This is a genomic window from Roseovarius sp. (assembly GCF_027019125.1).
Lineage (GTDB): Bacteria > Pseudomonadota > Alphaproteobacteria > Rhodobacterales > Rhodobacteraceae > Roseovarius.
Genome location: NZ_JALUXE010000034.1, coordinates 243,544 through 261,835 on the forward strand (window position 1 = coordinate 243,544; position 18,292 = coordinate 261,835).

An 18,292-nucleotide genomic window follows, 5' to 3' on the forward strand; every position below is an offset into this window, starting at 1 on the left:
ATTAATGATCCGACTGTTTCGAACATCGCTTTTGTGCGGCCTGCTGGGCTTTGCGACGACTTCGTTTGCTCAACAGGTTAGCGGCAACGAGTTACTGGAAACGTGCACCAGCGATAATCAGGTTTTGGCCGGTTTTTGCATTGGCTACGTTATCGGCTACTCTGAAGGTGCGCCTTGGGGTGTGGCGCTGGCAATCGCCAGTGCGCGCGGTGAAATGGCAGGGCCTGATGTAAATAATCTGGTCGGCAACGTGACAGGAAGCTGTGTTCCATCCGATGCGGCCAATGGCCAATTGAAAGATGTTGTAACAAAATACCTGCAAGAAAATCCTGATAGCCGCCATGAGAGTGCGCGAACACTTATCTGGCGGGCCTATGCGGCAGCATTCCCATGCGGGTAGCTATTTCCCCTTCGCGAGATCATGAATAGCCTTGAATGGCCGGGCGGGACTCGCCCGGCTTTTCTTATGGTGACTGCCCCGCCGCGCCGAGACTTAAAAGACGCCTTTTCAGGGCCTGACCGGCACATGATGAGGGGATAATTGGGGGGATACATTAAATAGTGCTCCCATTTTTGTCATTAAAAACAATAATTTAATGGGAAAACATGGTGCCCAGGAGAGGACTCGAACCTCCACGGCCTTGCGGCCACTGGCACCTGAAGCCAGCGCGTCTACCATTCCGCCACCTGGGCAGGTGTCGTGAGGCAGGCGTTTATCGCTCGGCCCGGATGGTGTCAACGGCGATTTTGTCGCTTGGCTGCAATTGCCTTATCGTCTTGTCCAAATCGCGCGGGAGCGGTAGGACAGTGAGCGAATGTGCATAGCCTCGGAGGCCCGAATGTCAAAGCTTGTCACCATCTACGGCGGATCAGGGTTCGTGGGTCGCTATATCGCACGGCGTATGGCGCAGGCCGGTTGGCGCGTGCGGGTGGCGGTGCGGCGCCCCAATGAGGCAATGCATGTCAAACCCTATGGCGTGGTCGGTCAGGTCGAGCCGGTGTTCTGCAACATCCGCGATGATGCCTCTGTGCGGGCGGTGATGCAGGGCGCGGATGCGGTGGTGAACTGCGTGGGCACCTTTGATCGCAAGGGCAAGAACAGCTTTGACGCGGTACAGGACAAGGGGGCCACGCGGATCGCGCGGATCGCGGCAGAAGAAGGCGTGGCGCATCTGGTGCATTTGTCGGCCATTGGTGCCGATGCCGCCTCTGACAGCCACTACGCCCGCTCCAAAGCGGCCGGCGAGGCGGGAATCCTCAAGCATTTCCCAACCGCAGTGATCCTGCGCCCCTCGGTCATTTTTGGGCCAGAGGATCAGTTTTTCAACCGCTTTGCCGGGATGACACGGCTGGGGCCCGTGCTGCCTGTGGTCGGTGCCGACACGCGCTTTCAGCCGGTTTATGTGGATGACGTGGCGCAGGCCGCGGTCATGGGGGTCATGGGCTGCGCCGCGCCGGGGATTTACGAACTTGGCGGACCAGAGGCCGTCAGTTTTCGCGGCCTGATGCAGCAGATGTTGCAGGTGATCCGGCGGCGGCGTCTGATCGTGAACATCCCCTTTGGGGTAGCGGGGCTGATGGCCGGGGTGATGGAGCTGGTGCAAACCGTGACGCTTGGCCTTGTGCCGCCGCAGATCACCCGTGATCAGGTGCGCAGCCTGCGGCGGGATAATGTCGTGACGGACGGGGCAAAAGGATTTGACGCGCTTGGCATCACACCTGTGGCCGTGGGTGCGGTGCTGCCGGATTATCTCTGGCGATTCCGTCCGGCAGGGCAATATGCCGCGATCAAGGAATCGGCCAAGAACCTGCGCGCGCGCTGATCCTCAGCTATAGGCGATGGCCAGCAGGGCCACGCCAAGCACCATGCGATAGATCACATAGGGCGTGAAGCTGACGCTGCGCAGGAGGCGCATCATCAGACTGAGCGCCAAGAGCGCGGCGACAAAGGCCAATACGGCGGCAATCGCGCCGTCGCGGATCACACCCATATCCGCCTGCATCGCCGCCTCTGCCCCCAGCAATACACCGCTGGCGATGATCGTCGGCACCGACATGAGCATCGAGAGACGCGCGGCATCTCCACGCGCAAAGCCCATCACCCGTGCCCCGGTGATGGTGATGCCAGACCGGGACGTGCCGGGAATGAGCGCAATGACCTGCCACAGCCCCAGCAGGATGGCATCGCGCAGGGTCCAGCCTTCGCTGGTTCTGACGGTCTCGCCCTTCTGATCCGCCCAGTAAAGCAGCACACCAAAGATGATCGTGGCCCAGCCGATCACGGTGATGGATCGCAGCGCGTCGTTGAGGCCGGTCACCTTGAGCAACAGCCCCGCAGCCATCACCGGAACCGAAGAGACGATCAGGAGCAGGGCCATCCGCGCGCCGGGTGTGTCGGCGCGGCCTGTCATGAGGCGAGGCAGGCCTAGGATCGCGCTGCGCATGTCGGACCAGAAATAGAGGATGACGGCAAAGAGCGTGCCCACATGCACCGCCACGTCGATGATCTGGCCCTGATCAGGGATATGCAAAAGATTCGGCAAAAGGATGAGGTGGCCCGACGATGAAATTGGTAGAAACTCGGTAATGCCCTGGACAACGGCGACGAGGAAAATGTGAAAGAGCGCCATGATGCCTGTCCTGAGCCTGTTTTTGAAATCGTATAAAGTATTGTGCTTAAAAGGCAAAGTTGATTGTAGGTCCGAATCGGTATCAATTTGTGAAAAATTCCTGAATGGCGCGGGCGGACGGTTTCAAATTAATTCATAATAGGTCATAGTTTATGACTTTTAATCCAGAAGGGACTGCTGTAAACCTGCGCGACCAGTTGACTCGGGAGGAAAAGCCGTGGCCAAGCAACCCATGCTGAAATTCGTGACCGTTGAACGGGACATGCCCGAGAAACGCGGCGCGGAGGATCGGCGGCAAGATTTCCATGAAATCTATGCCGATTTTGCCGATGCCAAGGCCAAGGAGCAGGCCGGGCGGTGCAGCCAGTGTGGCGTGCCCTATTGCCAGAGCCATTGCCCGTTGCACAACAACATCCCCGACTGGCTGCGCCTGACGGCCGAGGGGCGGCTAAAAGAAGCCTACGAAATCAGCCAGTTGACCAATACTTTCCCCGAGATTTGCGGGCGTATCTGCCCTCAGGACCGGCTCTGCGAAGGCAACTGCGTGATCGAGCAATCAGGTCATGGCACGGTCACGATTGGCGCAGTCGAGAAATACATCACTGACACCGCCTGGGAAGAAGGCTGGGTTGAAACCATCAAGCCGAGCGTCGAACGTGTTGAATCCGTTGGGATTATTGGCGCGGGCCCCGGTGGCCTTGCGGCGGCGGATGTGCTGCGGCGGGCGGGGGTGCAGGTCACGGTTTATGACCGTTACGACCGGGCTGGCGGTCTGCTGACCTATGGCATCCCCGGCTTCAAGCTGGAAAAGGATGTGGTGATGCGCCGGGTCGAACAGCTTGAGCAGGGTGGCGTGAAATTCGTGCTCAATTGTGATGTGGGAACGGACATCAGCTTTGACGAAATTCGCAAGAAACACAATGCCTTGCTGATTGCGACCGGGGTTTACAAGAGCCGCGATCTGGAAGGACCGGGGGCCGGTGCCAAGGGGATCGTGCGCGCGATTGATTACCTCACGGCGAGCAACCGGGTGTGCTTTGGCGATCAGGTGCCGGAATATGAAAGCGGCGAGTTGAACGCGGCGGGCAAACGAATTGTTGTGGTTGGCGGTGGCGATACCGCTATGGATTGCGTGCGCACCGCGATTCGGCAAGGGGCCAAATCGGTGACATGCCTCTATCGTCGTGACCGCGAGAACATGCCCGGCAGCCAGCGTGAAGTGGCCAATGCCGAGGAAGAAGGCGTTAAATTTGAATGGCTTAGCGCACCTGTTGGCTTTGTCGGTGATCCGGTAACGGCAGTGAAGGTGCAGAAGATGCGTCTTGGTGCGCCGGATGCCACGGGGCGGCAGAGCCCGGAGCCGATTGACGGCGCGGTCGAGGATGCGCCTGCGGATCTGGTGATCAAGGCGCTTGGATTCGAGCCTGAAGACCTACCAACCCTTTGGAATCAAAAAGAATTGGAAGTCACCCGCTGGGGTACGATCAAGGCGGAATTCACCACCGGGCAGACCGCGATGGAGGGTGTTTTCGCGGTAGGCGACATCGTTCGCGGCGCATCGCTCGTGGTCTGGGCAATCCGTGACGGGCGCGATTCGGCGTCGGCGATCCTCAACTATCTGGGCGGCGCGCAGGCGGTTGCAGCGGAGTAGCGGTGTTGCGTCGGTATCACGTCGGTATTCCGGCGGTGCCCCGGCGGAGCGTGACGAGACAATAAGACAGACAATCTGACTCACCGGGTAAAGGAAGGGTGAAGACAAGTGACAGGACCAATGACAGGACATTGCCTGTGCGGCGCGGTGACAATCACCGTGCTGTCGCATGCCGGTGCCGTCAGCGCCTGTCACTGTTCCATGTGCCGCCGCTGGAGCGGTGCCGCGATGTGGGTTCTGGAGGCTCCTGTGGAATCCGTCGAGGTTGCAGGGTCGGTGCAGCACTATCGTTCATCGTCTTTCGCCGAGCGCGCATGGTGCGCTACTTGCGGCACCCAACTGTGGATCAAGGATGATGACGGGCCCTACGAGTTGATGCCGGGGCTGTTCGACGATGCGCGCGACTTGCCCTTGTCGCACGAGATTTACGTAGACCGGGCGTTTGCCAGTGTCGAGCTTGCGGGCGGACACCGGCGCATGACCCAGGCCGAGTACGAGGCGTCGGAGCGCGCCGTGCCGGACCGGTCGTGACTAGGAATGAAACGTATGCGCCGTGGCGCAGGATGAGGAGTGATCGCGATGTCAAACTTCGATAGCACTTGGGCAGCCAAGGAAGAGGCCAAGCGCGAATGGCTGGCAGCCAATGGCATGTATGCCGAGGAAGAGGAACATTCCTCTTGCGGCGTCGGTCTGGTGGTGTCGATTGATGGCAAGCCGAGCCGAAAGGTGGTCGAGGCAGGGATCAACGCGCTCAAGGCGATCTGGCACCGGGGCGCTGTCGATGCCGATGGCAAGACCGGTGACGGGGCGGGCATTCACCTGCAGATTCCGGTGTCGTTCTTTTACGATCAGATTCGCCGCACCGGGCATGAGCCGAACGAGAGCCGCCTTGTGGCCGTGGGACAGGTATTCTTGCCGCGCACCAATTTCGGTGCGCAGGAGCAGTGCCGGACCATCGTGGAAACCGAAGTGCTGCGCATGGGCCATACGATCTATGGCTGGCGGCACGTGCCGGTGGATATTTCCTGTCTGGGCGAGAAGGCCAATGCAACCCGCCCCGAGATCGAGCAGATCCTGATTTCCGATGCCAAGGGGCTGGACGAGGAATCCTTTGAGCGGGAACTCTATGTCATCCGCCGCCGCATCGAAAAGGCAGTGCAGGCCGCGGGCATCATGGGATTCTACATGGCAAGCCTGAGCTGCCGCAGCATCATCTACAAGGGGATGATGCTGGCCGAGCAGGTGGCGGTGTTCTACCCGGACCTCATGGACGAGCGGTTCAAGAGCGCCTTTGCGATCTATCACCAGCGCTATTCGACCAATACCTTCCCGCAATGGTGGCTGGCACAGCCGTTCCGCATGCTGGCGCATAATGGCGAGATCAACACGCTCAAGGGCAACACCAACTGGATGAAGAGCCATGAAATTCGCATGGCGAGCGGTGCCTTTGGCGATCTGGCCGAGGATATCAAGCCGATCATCCCGCAAGGATCAAGCGACAGCGCCGCCCTTGATGCCGTGTTCGAGGTGCTGGTGCGCGCCGGGCGGTCCGCGCCGATGGCCAAGACCATGCTGGTGCCGGAATCCTGGTCGAAGCAGGCCGAGGAATTGCCGCAGTCGTGGCGCGATATGTATTCCTATTGCAACTCGGTGATGGAGCCGTGGGATGGCCCTGCGGCGCTGGCGATGACCGATGGGCGCTGGGTCTGCGCCGGGCTGGACCGCAACGGCCTGCGCCCGATGCGCTATGTGGTGACGGGTGACGGGCTGGTGATTGCCGGGTCCGAGGCCGGGATGGTGCCGATTGACGAACGCACGGTCAAGGAGAAGGGCGCGCTTGGGCCGGGTCAGATGCTGGCCGTGGATATGACCGAGGGCAAGCTCTATCACGATGCCGAGATCAAGAACCGGCTGGCGGATGCACAGCCCTTTGGCGAGTGGGTCGGCAAGATCAACGAATTGGACGACGCGCTCTCGGGTGTGAGCGAAGCGCCGCTCTATACCGGGGCGGAATTGCGCAAGCGCCAGATTGCCGCCGGTTACAGCATCGAGGAACTGGAGCAGATTCTGGCCCCCATGGCCGAGGATGGCAAAGAGGCCGTGGCGAGCATGGGCGATGACACGCCGAGTGCCGTTCTGTCCAAGCAGTATCGCCCGCTGAGCCATTTTTTCCGGCAGAATTTCAGCCAGGTGACGAACCCGCCGATCGACAGCTTGCGCGAATACCGGGTGATGAGCCTCAAGACGCGGTTCGGCAATCTCAAGAACGTGCTCGATGAATCGAGCGCGCAGACCGAGATCCTGGTGCTCGAAAGCCCGTTCGTGGGCAATGCCCAATGGGCCGAGATGATCAAGCAGTTCAACGCCGATGTGACCGAGATCGACTGCACCTTTGCGCCTGGCAAGAACGCGCTGCAAGAGGGGCTGGAGCGTATCCGCGCCGAGGCGGAGGATGCGATCCGTTCGGGCACCGGGCATCTCATCCTGACGGATCAGCACCAGAACGAGAACCGCATCGGCATGCCGATGATTCTGGCGACGAGCGCGGTGCATAGCCACCTGACCCGCAAGGGATTGCGCACCTTCTCGAGCCTGAACGTGCGGTCCGCCGAATGTATCGACCCGCATTATTTCGCGGTGCTGATCGGGGCGGGGGCGACGGTCGTCAACGCCTATCTGGCCGAGGACAGCATCGCCGACCGGATCGCGCGCGGATTGATCGAGGGCAGCCTGACCGAGGCGGTCGCACGTTATCGCGCGGCGATTGATCAGGGCCTCTTGAAGATCATGTCGAAGATGGGGATTTCGGTGATTTCCTCGTATCGCGGCGGTCTGAATTTCGAGGCGGTGGGCCTGAGCCGCGCCATGTGCGCGGAATATTTCCCCGGTCTGACCAGCCGCATCAGCGGCATCGGCGTGAGCGGTATTCAGGCCAAGCTGGAAGAGGTGCACAGCAAAGGCTGGCGCGGGACGCAGGATATTCTGCCCATCGGCGGATTCTACAAGGCGCGGAAATCGGGCGAAACCCATGCATGGGGCGCGCAGACGATGCATATCCTGCAAACCGCCTGCAACAAGGCGAGCTATGAGCTCTGGAAACGCTACAGCGCGGCGATGCAGGCCAATCCGCCCATCCATCTGCGCGACCTGATGGCGATCAAGCCGCTGGGCAAGGCGATCCCGATCGAAGAGGTCGAGAGCGTGACCGCGATCCGCAAGCGCTTTGTCACGCCGGGCATGAGCCTTGGGGCGCTGAGCCCCGAGGCGCATAAAACGCTGAATGTGGCGATGAACCGGATCGGCGCACGTTCGGACAGTGGCGAGGGCGGCGAAGACCCGGCGCATTTCACGCCGGAGGCCAATGGCGACAACCCGTCGGCCAAGATCAAGCAGGTGGCCTCGGGCCGCTTTGGCGTGACGGCGGAATACCTCAACCATTGCGAGGAACTGGAAATCAAGGTGGCCCAGGGCGCCAAGCCTGGCGAGGGCGGGCAGTTGCCGGGGATGAAGGTGACGAAGCTGATTGCACGGCTGCGCCATTCGACCGAGGGCGTCACGCTGATTTCGCCGCCGCCGCATCACGATATCTATAGTATCGAGGATCTGGCGCAGCTCATCTATGACCTCAAGCAGATCAACCCGAACGTGAAGGTTTGCGTCAAGCTGGTGGCGCAATCGGGTGTTGGCACGATTGCCGCCGGGGTGGCCAAGGCCAAGGCGGATGTGATCCTGATTTCCGGCCATAACGGCGGCACCGGCGCGAGCCCGGCAACGAGCATCAAATATGCCGGCCTGCCGTGGGAAATGGGGCTGACCGAGGCGCATCAGGTGCTGAGCATGAACAATCTGCGCGAGCGGATCACGCTGCGCACCGATGGCGGGCTGCGGACGGGCCGCGACATCGTCATGGCGGCAATGATGGGGGCCGAGGAATACGGTATCGGCACGGCCGCATTGATTGCCATGGGCTGTATCATGGTGCGTCAGTGCCAGTCGAACACCTGCCCCGTGGGCGTCTGCACGCAGGATGAGGCGCTGCGCGCCAAGTTCACCGGCAATGCCGACAAGGTGGTCAACCTCATCACCTTCTACGCGCAGGAGGTGCGGGAAATCCTGGCCTCGATCGGTGCGCGCAGCCTCGATGAGGTGATCGGTCGGGCGGATCTGCTGACGCAGGTGTCGCGCGGTTCGGCGCATCTGGATGATCTCGACCTCAACCCGATGCTGATCACCGTCGATGGGGCGCAGCATCAGCGCTATGACCGGCTCAAGCCGCGCAACGAGGTGCCCGATACGCTGGACGCCGAGATCGTGCGCGACGCAGCACGCTTTCTGAATGATGGCGAGAAGATGCAGCTGCATTATGCGGTGCAGAACACGCATCGGACGGTGGGCACGCGGGTCTCCAGCCATATCGTGCGCAAGTTCGGGATGCGCAACAGCCTGCAACCGGATCACCTGACGGTGAAACTTACAGGCAGTGCGGGGCAATCCCTGGGTGCCTTTGCCGCCCCCGGTCTCAAGATCGAGGTGTCGGGCGATGCCAACGACTATGTCGGCAAGGGTCTGTCGGGGGGCACCATCGTGGTGCGCCCGCCGATGGCGAGCCCGCTGGTCGCGGCCGAGAACACGATCATCGGCAATACCGTGCTCTATGGTGCGACCGACGGCTATCTCTTTGCCGCGGGTCGCGCGGGCGAGCGCTTTGCCGTGCGCAACTCGGGTGCGCGGGTGGTGATCGAGGGCTGCGGCAGCAACGGTTGCGAATACATGACCGGCGGTGTTGCGGTGATCCTTGGCGACATCGGCGCCAATTTCGGCGCGGGCATGACCGGCGGCATGGCCTATCTCTATGATCCGGAAGGCCGTGCGCCGACGCTGGTCAATGGCGAAACCCTGGTGAGTTGCGCCGTGACAGAGCCGCATTGGGAGGCCGAATTGAAAGGCCTGATCGAGCGGCATGTCGCCGAAACCGGAAGCCGCCGTGGGCAGGAGATCCTGCAATACTGGGACCGGGAGCGGGCGCATTTCATCCAGCTTTGCCCCAAGGAAATGCTCAACAAGCTGAGTCATCCTCTTGGCATGACGCCAGAGGCGATTCCGGCGGAATAGAGACGAAATCCGGGGGCACTGCCCCCGGACCCCCGGAGTATTTCCGCCAAGAAGAAACCGGCGCGTGCCAAAGGTGTTTTGCGCAGGCGCAGGGAGCGCTATAGCTGGGCCATGGCACGCGCGCGCAAATCCGCCCCCTCTCGGGCACGGCCCCGATTGACCCCGACCGCATGGCTGATGCGGTGGGGCATCGTTGCGGTGCTGATCTTGCTGGGGGTGATCGCGGCGCATCGCCTCATTCCCCCGCCCAAAACCTATTACATGGGTCAGGAAGAGCGCCGGCTGGGCCGGATCGCGCAGGACTGGGTGCCGATGACGCGGATCGCGCCGGTGATGGCGCGGTCGCTGGTGGCGGCGGAGGATGCCAATTTCTGCCAGCACTGGGGCTTTGACATGGCCGCCATTCGCACCGCGATTGCCGAAGGGTCCGGGCGTGGGGCCTCGACCCTCAGTCAGCAGGTGGTCAAGAATGTCTATCTCTGGCATGGGCGCAACTGGGCGCGCAAGGCGCTGGAGGCGAGCCTGACGCCGGTGGTGGAGACGCTCTGGCCCAAGCGACGGATCGTCGAGGTATATCTCAACGTGGCGGAGTTCGATGAGGGGATTTTCGGGATCGAGGCCGCGGCGCAGCACTATTTCGGCGTGAGGGCCGCCGATCTGAGCGCGGTGCAAGCGGCGCGGCTGGCCGCGGTGCTGCCCGATCCCAAGGGGCGCTCGGCGTCAAAGCCATCAAAGGCGCTGCGCAACCGGGCAGCCGGTATTCTGGATGGGGCGGCAACGATTGACCGAGATGGGCGCGCGTCCTGTTTCGAGGATTGAAAATCGCGCCCAAAGGGGGCATTGAAGGGCGACCCCCGAGACCACAGGTAATCGTCAATGGCCAAGCTCTATCATGTCCCGCTCTCGCCCTTTTGCCGCAAGGTGCGGCTAAGTCTGGCGGAAAAGCGGATCGAGTGCGAGCTGGTGGAAGAGCGCTATTGGGAGCAGGACCCCGATTTCCTGCGCCGCAACCCGGCAGGCAAGGTGCCGGTGCTGCGGATCGACGGCAAGACCATGTCGGAGAGCGCGGCGATCTGCGAGTATCTGGAAGAGAAATATCCCGAACCGTCCCTGATGCCCAAGGGCACCGATGCCCGCTACGAGGTGCGGCGGCTGGTGGGATGGTTCGATGACAAGTTCCACCGCGACGTGACATCCAAGCTGGTCTATGAGCGGGTGAACAAGAAGGTGATGAAGTTGGGCTTTCCCGACAGTCGCAATGTCAAGGACGGGGCCAAGGCGATCAAGTATCACCTCGATTACATGGCATGGCTGTTGGATCACCGGCGCTGGTTGGCCGGAGATGTGATGACGCTGGCGGATTTCGCCGCCGCCGCGCATCTGAGCGCGCTGGACTATATCAGCGACGTGGATTGGACACGCAGCGAGGCGGTCAAGGATTGGTACGCCAAGATCAAGTCGCGCCCGGCGTTCCGGGGGATTCTGGCGGATCAGGTGCCGGGATTCCCACCGCCCGCGCATTATGCCGATCTGGATTTCTGACAAAGCATGTTGCTCAAAAGTGGGAACCGGTTTTGAGCTATTCGAACATGCGACATGACTCAGGGGCGCTGCCCCTCTTGGCCTGCGGTCAATTCACCCCGGAGTATTTGCCGGAACGATGAAAGATGGGCTGAAACAGAGACTGGTTGCGCAGGCGAAGGCCGAAGGGTTTGACGCCTGTCGTTTGTGTCGTCCTTGGGATGTCGGGCATGTGCCGGAGCGTCTGGCGGCCTTTCTCGGGCGGGGCTATCACGGGCAGATGGGCTGGTTGGCGGAGCGCAGCGCGTGGCGCGGCGCGCCTGACCTGCTCTGGCCCGAGGCACGCACGGTGATCATGCTGGGCGAAAGCTATACGCCCGAGGGCGACCCGCTGGCAGGGTTGGCACAGCGGGATTGCGGCAATATCTCGGTTTATGCCCGTAACAGAGACTATCACGATACGGTCAAGAAGCGATTGAAGCGGTTGGCGCGCTGGCTGATCGACGCGGGCGGCGGCGAGGTAAAGGTGTTTGTGGACACCGCCCCCGTGCCTGAAAAGCCGCTGGGGCAGGCAGCGGGGCTGGGATGGCAGGGCAAGCATACCAATCTGGTGAGCCGTGATCTGGGAAGCTGGTTCTTTATCGGTTCGGTGTTCACGACCCTGGAAATAGAGACTGATCCGGCGGAAGTCGATCATTGTGGGTCGTGCCGCGCGTGTCTGGATGTCTGCCCGACCGATGCGTTTCCGGCACCTTATCAGTTGGACGCGCGGCGCTGTATCTCCTATCTGACGATCGAGCACAAAGGGCCCGTGGATGAGGAATTGCGCCCCGGTCTGGGCAACCGGATCTATGGCTGTGACGATTGTCTGGCGGTCTGTCCGTGGAACAAGTTTGCCGTGGCTGCGCGCGAGGTGAAGTATCACGCGCGCGACGACCTGCTGGCGCCACGGCTGGCGGACCTGGCCGCGCTCGACGATACGGCGTTTCGCGAACGGTTTTCCGGAAGCCCCATCAAGCGGATCGGGCGCGACCGGTTCCTGCGCAACGTGCTTTATGCGATTGGAAATTCCGGCGATGGTTCGCTGCGCCGTGTGGCGCAGGGCCATTGCGAGGATCCCGATGCGGCGGTGGCGGATGCGGCGCGCTGGGCCGTGCTGCGACTGGATCGTGACGCAAACGGGCTGGCATAGGCGGCAAAACCCGCTACACCCCTAGCCTGACAGGCAAAGAGGGCAGGCAGATGGCATTGTTGTTGGGCGTGGACACGGGTGGCACCTATACCGATGCCGTGCTGATCCGGGATGAGCGCGAGGTAATCGCAAGCGCCAAGGCGCTGACGACACGGCACGATCTGGCGATCGGGATCGGAGAGGCGGTTGAGGCGGTCCTGCGCGAGAGCGGGGCGGATGTGGCCGAGATCGGACTTGCCTCGCTCTCGACCACCTTGGCCACCAACGCGCTGGTCGAGGGGCAAGGCGGGCGCGCGGGCCTCGTCTATATCGGGTTTCGCGCGGCGGATTTGCAGACGCATGGTCTGGCTGAGGCGCTGGGCGGTGATCCCGCTCTTGTCCTGACGGGCGGTCACAACCATGCCGGGGGCGAGGCACAGCCGCTGGACAAAGACGCGCTTTTGGCCTGGTTAGAGACTGGAACAGGGGCCGAGGCCTATGCGGTGGCCTCGCTCTTTGCCACGCGCAATCCGGCGCATGAACTGGCGGCGGCCGAGATGATCCGCGCGGTCACGGGGCGGCCCGTGAGCCTGTCGCATCACCTGTCGGCCAAGCTCAACGGGCCGAAACGGGCGCTGACCGCGCTGCTCAATGCGCGGCTGATCGGGATGATTGCGCGGCTGATTGACCGGGCCGAGGGCAAGCTGGGCGAGTTGGGCATCCATGCGCCGCTGATGGTGGTGCGGGGCGACGGGGCGTTGATCAGCGCGGATCAGGCACGGGAACGGCCCATCGAGACGATCCTGAGCGGTCCTGCGGCAAGCATTGTGGGCGCGCGCTGGCTGACCGGGGCGGACCATGCGCTGGTGTCCGATATTGGCGGCACGACGACCGATGTCGCCGTGCTGCGCGAGGGGCGACCGGCGATTGACCCCGAGGGCGCGCGGGTGGGCGCGTGGCGCACCATGGTCGAGGCGGTGGCGATGCGCACCTTTGGCCTGGGCGGCGACAGCGAGGTGCATGTGCGTGACGAGGGGCTGGAGGGGGGCGTGACCCTTGGGCCGCGTCGTGTGGTTCCGGTGAGCCTGATGGCGGCGGAGGCCGGCGCGGCGGTGCGCGCCGTGCTGGAGGAACAGCTGCGCGCGACAGCGCCCGGAGAACATGACGCAAGGTTCGTTCGTGCGGTGCCGGGGATCGACGCCGGGGGCCTTGGCGAGCGTGAAGAAGCATTGTTGAGCCGGATTGGTGACGAAGTGCGCCCTGTGGGCAAGGTGCTCAAGACCCGGATGGATGGTGCGGCGCTGACCCGGTTGGTGCGGCGCGGGCTGGTGCAGGTCGCGGGCATCACGCCGTCGGATGCAAGCCATGTGCTGGGCGGATTGGACAGTTGGGATGCCGGGGCCGCGCGCATGGCGCTGGAACTGATGGCGCGCAAGCGGACGGGATCGGGCAACCGGCTGGCCGAGGGGCCGGAGCAGTTGGCACGGATGATCGTGGATCGGTTGACGTATCAGACAAGTTTGGCCTTGTTAGAGACTGCTTTTGCCGAGGAAGAGATGGATTTCGGCCTCTCGCCCGCGACCCTGGCCGAGCATGTTCTGATGCAGCGGGGCCTTGATGGGCACCGCGGGCTGGTGCGGATCGAAAGCGGACTGGCGGTGCCGGTGATCGGGCTGGGGGCCTCGGCGGCCAGCTATTACGGCGCGGTGGGCGCGCGGCTGGGATGCGAGATGATCCTGCCCGCGCATGGCGGCGTGGCCAATGCGATCGGCGCGGTGGTGGGCCGGGTCACGATCCGGCGCGGTGGCACGGTGACATCGCCGTCCGAGGGCAAATTTCGCGTGCATCTGGAGAGCGGGCCGCAGGATTATGCCGCCTCTGACGCGGCGATGACGGCGCTGGAGACGGTCCTGCGCGCCGAGGCGCAAGCCGAGGCCGAGGCGGCGGGGGCGGTCGATATCCATGTGACCGCGCGGCGTGAGGTCAAGGAAGCGCAGGCCGAAGCGCGACGGGTGTTTCTGGAGGCGGAAATCGTGGTAGAGGCGAGTGGGCGGCCACGTATCGCCGTCTGACGGGATTGGGGGGCGCTGCCCCCCGTCGCCCCAAGGGGCGACTCCCCCCGAGGTATTTGACGGCCAGATGAATGGGAGGGGACGATGAGCGCGGCGGATCGGTTTGAGGCGGACATGGCGGGGCGGCTGGAGGAGTTGCGCGCCGAAGGGCTCTACAAGAGCGAGCGGGTGATCGCCTCGATGCAGGCGGGCGAGGTGCGGCTTGCGGATGGGCGCGCGGTGGTGAACCTCTGTGCGAACAATTATCTTGGGCTGGCGGATAACCCGGAGGTGATCGCGGCGGCGCATGACGCGCTTGATCGCTACGGGTTCGGCATGGCCTCGGTGCGGTTCATCTGCGGCACGCAGGAGGAGCACAAGGCGCTGGAGGCGCGGATCGCCGGGTTTCTGGGCAAGGAGGATGCGATCCTCTATGCGGCGGCGTTTGATGCCAATGCCGGTTTGTTCGAGACCCTGCTGGGGCCAGAGGATGCGATCATCTCGGACGCGCTGAACCATGCGAGCATCATCGACGGCGTGCGGCTGTGCAAGGCGGAGCGCTATCGCTATGCCAATCGGGACATGGCCGATCTGGAGCGCTGCCTGAAGGATGCGCAGGGCGCGCGGCATCGGATGATCGCCACGGATGGCGTGTTCTCGATGGATGGCTATTACGCGCCACTGGACGAAATCTGTGATCTGGCGGAACGGTATGACGCGATGGTGATGGTGGATGATTGCCATGCCACCGGGTTTGTCGGACCGACCGGGCGCGGCACGCCAGAGCGGTTTGGGGTCATGGACCGGGTGGATATCCTGACCGGCACGCTGGGCAAGGCGCTGGGTGGCGCCTCGGGCGGCTATACGGCGGCAAGCGCGCGGGTGGTGGATTGGCTGCGGCAACGCTCGCGGCCCTATCTGTTCTCGAACACGCTGGCGCCGGTGATTGCGGGGGCATCGCTCAAGGTCTTTGACATGCTGGAGGACGGCGCGGAACGGCGCGCGCGGCTGTGGGAGAATGCGCGGCATTTCCGCGAGAAGATGAGCGCGCTTGGGTTCGAGCTTTTGCCCGGAGAACATGCGATCATTCCGGTCATGCTGCGCGATCCGAAACTGGCGCAGGACATGGCGGCACGGCTGAACGCGCGGGGTGTCTATGTGACCGCCTTCAGTTTTCCGGTTGTCCCCAAGGGGCAGGACCGGATCAGAACGCAGATGAGTGCCGGGCTGAGCCGCGACATGCTGGACCGGGCGATTGATGCCTTTGGCACCGTGGGCCGCGAACTGGGGGTGATCTGATGCAGAACGAAATGAAGGCACTGGTCAAGGCCAAGGCAGAGCCGGGATTGTGGATGGAATATGTGCCGGTGCCCGAGGTGGGGCCGACGGATGTGCTGATCAAGGTGAAGAAATCCGCCATTTGCGGCACCGATGTGCATATCTGGAAATGGGACGAGTTCTCGGCCCGGACCGTGCCGGTGCCGATGGTGGTGGGCCATGAATTCGTTGGCGAGATCGTCGATACCGGGCCAGCGGCGGTGAAATACAAGATCGGTCAGCGGGTGAGCGGTGAGGGGCATATCGTTTGCGGCACCTGCCGGAATTGTCGCGCGGGCCGGGGGCATCTGTGCCGAAACACCAAGGGCGTGGGCGTGCATCGGCCCGGTTCCTTCGCGGAATATGTGTGCATTCCCGAGATGAACGTGGTCCCGATCCCGGAGGATATTCCCGACGAGATCGCGGCAATCTTCGATCCCTTTGGCAATGCGGTGCATACCGCGCTGAGTTTCGATCTGGTCGGTGAGGACGTGCTGGTCACGGGGGCCGGCCCCATCGGGATCATGGGGGCGCTGGTTGCGCAAAAGGTCGGTGCCCGCAAGGTGGTGATCACCGATATCAACCCCTATCGCCTGGACCTGGCGCGGCGGATGGGGGTGCAGCATGTGGTGGATGTGGGCAATCAGCAGCTACGCGATGTGATGGCCGAAATCGGCATGACCGAAGGCTTTGACGTGGGGCTGGAAATGTCGGGCGCCGCCCCCGCGATGCAGCAGATGATCGCGCGGATGAACAATGGCGGAAAGCTCGCGCTGCTGGGGATTGCGCCGACGGAATTCGCGGTGGATTGGAACGCGGTGATCTTCAAGATGCTGCATATCAAGGGCATCTATGGCCGCGAGATGTTCGAGACCTGGTACAAGATGATCGCGCTGGTGCAATCGGGGCTGGATGTATCGGGGCTGATCACCCACCGGATCGGGATCGACGATTTCGAGCAGGGCTTTGCCGCGATGATTTCGGGCAATTCCGGCAAGGTGGTGATGGATTGGTGAGGGATCAGAGCGGCAGCGCCGTGGTTTTGAACACGGTACGCAGGGCAAAGCTCGATTGCATCTTGGCCACGCCGGGCAGCCGGGTGAGGTATTGCCGGTGGATGCGTGCGAAATCCTCGGTATCCTCGGCCACGACCTTGAGAATGTAATCGGCGGTGCCGGCGGTGAGATGGCATTCGAGCACGTCCGGCACCCGCGAGACCGCCTTTTCAAAGGCGTCGAGCACCTCGTCGGCCTGCGTGGTCAGGGTGATCTCGACAAAGATCGTGGCGGGAACGCCCATCTTGCGCGCGTCGAGCAGGGCGACATAGCCCTTGATATAGCCCTCGGATTCGAGGCGCTGCACGCGGCGGTGACAGGCGGAGGCGGAGAGATTGACCTCTTCTGCAAGGTCGGCATTGGAAATACGGCCACGCCGCTGGAGAACATGAAGCAAGCGACGATCTGTCGGATCGAGGGACATTCGCGCAAGACCTTTCCAACCAATCAAACAATTCCCGCAGGATATTCACAGAATACCGTGAAAAGCGAGCAAATTTTCAATCTCCTTGCGTGCGGTCCGGTGCAGACTCCGCGTCAAATCTCGCAGGGAGGAGTTTACCATGAGAATCGGCTGTCCGACAGAAATCAAACCGCAGGAATTTCGGGTGGGCATGACGCCCATCGCAGCCAAGGAGGCCGTGGGCCATGGCCACGAGGTTCTGATCCAGTCCGGTGCGGGCCTTGGGGCAGGGTTTGACGATGCGGCCTATCAGGCGGCAGGAGCCAAGATCGTCGGCACCGCCGAGGAGGTCTTTGCGCAGGCCGACATGGTGGTGAAGGTCAAGGAACCGCAGGCCGTCGAGCGCAAGATGCTGCGCGAGGGGCAGGTTCTGTTCACCTATCTGCACCTGGCGCCGGACCCGGAGCAGACCAAGGATCTGTTGGCCTCTGGGGCCACCTGCATTGCCTATGAGACGGTGACGGATCGCTCGGGCGGCCTGCCCCTGCTCGCGCCGATGTCTGAAGTTGCCGGACGTCTGGCACCGCAGGTTGGTGCCTGGACGTTGCAAAAGGCCAATGGCGGGCGCGGCGTGCTGATGGGTGGCGTGCCCGGTGTGGGCCCGGCGCGGGTGATCGTGATCGGCGGCGGTGTCGTGGGCACCCATGCGGCCAAGATCGCGGCCGGCATGGGCGCGGATGTGACGGTGCTCGACCGCTCGCTGCCGCGTCTGCGCTATCTCGATGACGTGTTTGGCGGCACGTTCAAGACCGGCTATTCCTCGGCCGGGTTGCTGGAAGAGTTGCTGCCACTGGCGGATATGGTGATTGGTGCGGTGCTGATCCCCGGTGCGGCCGCCCCCAAGCTGGTGCGCCGCGACCAGTTCGGAATGATGAAGCCGGGTTCGGTGCTGGTGGATGTGGCGATCGACCAGGGCGGTTGCTTTGAGACCTCGCGCGCCACAACGCATCAGGACCCCATCTATGAGGTCGACGGGATCATGCATTACTGCGTGGCCAACATGCCGGGGGCGGTTGCGCGCACCTCGACCCTGGCGCTGGGCAATGCCACGATGCCCTTCATGCTGGCGTTGGCCGACAAGGGCTGGAAGCAGGCCTGTGCCGATGATGCCCATCTGCTGAACGGGCTGAATGTGCATGCGGGCCAACTGACCTATGCCGCCGTTGGCGAGGCGCTGGGTATGGCGACGGTCGACCCCAAATCGCTGGTTTAACGAATTGCGCCCCCGGTCTGGACGGTCCGGGGGCGTTTTCTGACAAGACGGCGTCGCAAATGATGCTGGACCGCCCGCGCCCTCTCGACTAGCGTCGGGGAAAACGCC

The 18,292-nt window shown here is 62.8% G+C and carries 14 protein-coding genes and 1 tRNA gene; 12 read left to right on the plus strand and 3 right to left on the minus strand.

Going from position 1 to position 18,292, the window contains the following annotated elements; all coding sequences use genetic code 11:
• The first annotated feature begins 4 nt into the window (after nt 1-4).
• Nucleotides 5-400, plus strand: a complete 396-nt coding sequence (locus tag MVC20_RS17475; RefSeq protein ID WP_297543707.1) for a Rap1a/Tai family immunity protein — start codon at nt 5-7, stop codon at nt 398-400.
• A 207-nt stretch (nt 401-607) separates the two neighbouring features.
• On the opposite strand, the gene MVC20_RS17480 is transcribed toward MVC20_RS17475, so the two are convergent.
• Nucleotides 608-693, minus strand: a tRNA-Leu gene (locus tag MVC20_RS17480).
• 146 nt (nt 694-839) lie between these two features.
• Between MVC20_RS17480 and MVC20_RS17485 the strand changes: the two genes are divergently transcribed.
• A complete protein-coding gene (locus tag MVC20_RS17485; protein WP_297543709.1) occupies nt 840-1,823 on the plus strand; it encodes a complex I NDUFA9 subunit family protein in 984 nt (327 codons plus the stop codon).
• Nucleotides 1,824-1,826: 3 nt separating this feature from the next.
• Here MVC20_RS17485 and MVC20_RS17490 read toward each other — a convergent pair whose 3' ends face one another.
• Nucleotides 1,827-2,630: an undecaprenyl-diphosphate phosphatase gene (locus MVC20_RS17490; RefSeq protein WP_297543711.1), complete on the minus strand. Its 804-nt coding sequence runs from the start codon at nt 2,628-2,630 to the stop codon at nt 1,827-1,829.
• 217 nt (nt 2,631-2,847) lie between these two features.
• Between MVC20_RS17490 and MVC20_RS17495 the strand changes: the two genes are divergently transcribed.
• The 9 genes from MVC20_RS17495 to tdh all read left to right on the plus strand — a co-directional run bounded on the left by MVC20_RS17495 (nt 2,848) and on the right by tdh (nt 16,469).
• The gene (locus MVC20_RS17495; protein ID WP_297543713.1) at nt 2,848-4,281 is read left to right on the plus strand and encodes an NAD(P)-dependent oxidoreductase; all 1,434 of its coding nucleotides are present in this window, start codon (nt 2,848-2,850) and stop codon (nt 4,279-4,281) included.
• 120 nt (nt 4,282-4,401) lie between these two features.
• Nucleotides 4,402-4,812 (plus strand): GFA family protein, encoded by a 411-nt coding sequence (locus MVC20_RS17500; RefSeq protein WP_297543715.1) that lies wholly within the window; start codon nt 4,402-4,404, stop codon nt 4,810-4,812.
• Nucleotides 4,813-4,860: 48 nt separating this feature from the next.
• Nucleotides 4,861-9,393: a glutamate synthase large subunit gene (gltB, locus tag MVC20_RS17505; protein ID WP_297543717.1), complete on the plus strand. Its 4,533-nt coding sequence runs from the start codon at nt 4,861-4,863 to the stop codon at nt 9,391-9,393.
• Nucleotides 9,394-9,504: 111 nt separating this feature from the next.
• Nucleotides 9,505-10,212, plus strand: a complete 708-nt coding sequence (gene mtgA, locus MVC20_RS17510; RefSeq protein WP_297543719.1) for a monofunctional biosynthetic peptidoglycan transglycosylase — start codon at nt 9,505-9,507, stop codon at nt 10,210-10,212.
• Between the two features lie 57 nt (nt 10,213-10,269).
• Nucleotides 10,270-10,935: a glutathione S-transferase family protein gene (locus MVC20_RS17515; protein ID WP_297543721.1), complete on the plus strand. Its 666-nt coding sequence runs from the start codon at nt 10,270-10,272 to the stop codon at nt 10,933-10,935.
• Between the two features lie 118 nt (nt 10,936-11,053).
• Nucleotides 11,054-12,106 carry a tRNA epoxyqueuosine(34) reductase QueG gene (gene queG / locus MVC20_RS17520; protein WP_297543724.1) on the plus strand — a complete coding sequence of 351 codons (1,053 nt, stop codon included), beginning with the start codon at nt 11,054-11,056 and terminating at the stop codon, nt 12,104-12,106.
• Between the two features lie 50 nt (nt 12,107-12,156).
• Nucleotides 12,157-14,157, plus strand: a complete 2,001-nt coding sequence (locus MVC20_RS17525; RefSeq protein ID WP_297543726.1) for a hydantoinase/oxoprolinase family protein — start codon at nt 12,157-12,159, stop codon at nt 14,155-14,157.
• A gap of 84 nt (nt 14,158-14,241) precedes the next feature.
• A complete protein-coding gene (locus tag MVC20_RS17530) occupies nt 14,242-15,435 on the plus strand; it encodes a glycine C-acetyltransferase (protein WP_297543728.1) in 1,194 nt (397 codons plus the stop codon).
• A gap of 11 nt (nt 15,436-15,446) precedes the next feature.
• A complete protein-coding gene (tdh, locus tag MVC20_RS17535) occupies nt 15,447-16,469 on the plus strand; it encodes an L-threonine 3-dehydrogenase (RefSeq protein ID WP_297544236.1) in 1,023 nt (340 codons plus the stop codon).
• Between the two features lie 4 nt (nt 16,470-16,473).
• Here tdh and MVC20_RS17540 read toward each other — a convergent pair whose 3' ends face one another.
• A complete protein-coding gene (locus MVC20_RS17540) occupies nt 16,474-16,932 on the minus strand; it encodes an Lrp/AsnC family transcriptional regulator (protein ID WP_037276058.1) in 459 nt (152 codons plus the stop codon).
• A gap of 139 nt (nt 16,933-17,071) precedes the next feature.
• Between MVC20_RS17540 and ald the strand changes: the two genes are divergently transcribed.
• Nucleotides 17,072-18,184: an alanine dehydrogenase gene (gene ald / locus MVC20_RS17545; protein WP_297543730.1), complete on the plus strand. Its 1,113-nt coding sequence runs from the start codon at nt 17,072-17,074 to the stop codon at nt 18,182-18,184.
• Nucleotides 18,185-18,292: the final 108 nt, after the last annotated feature.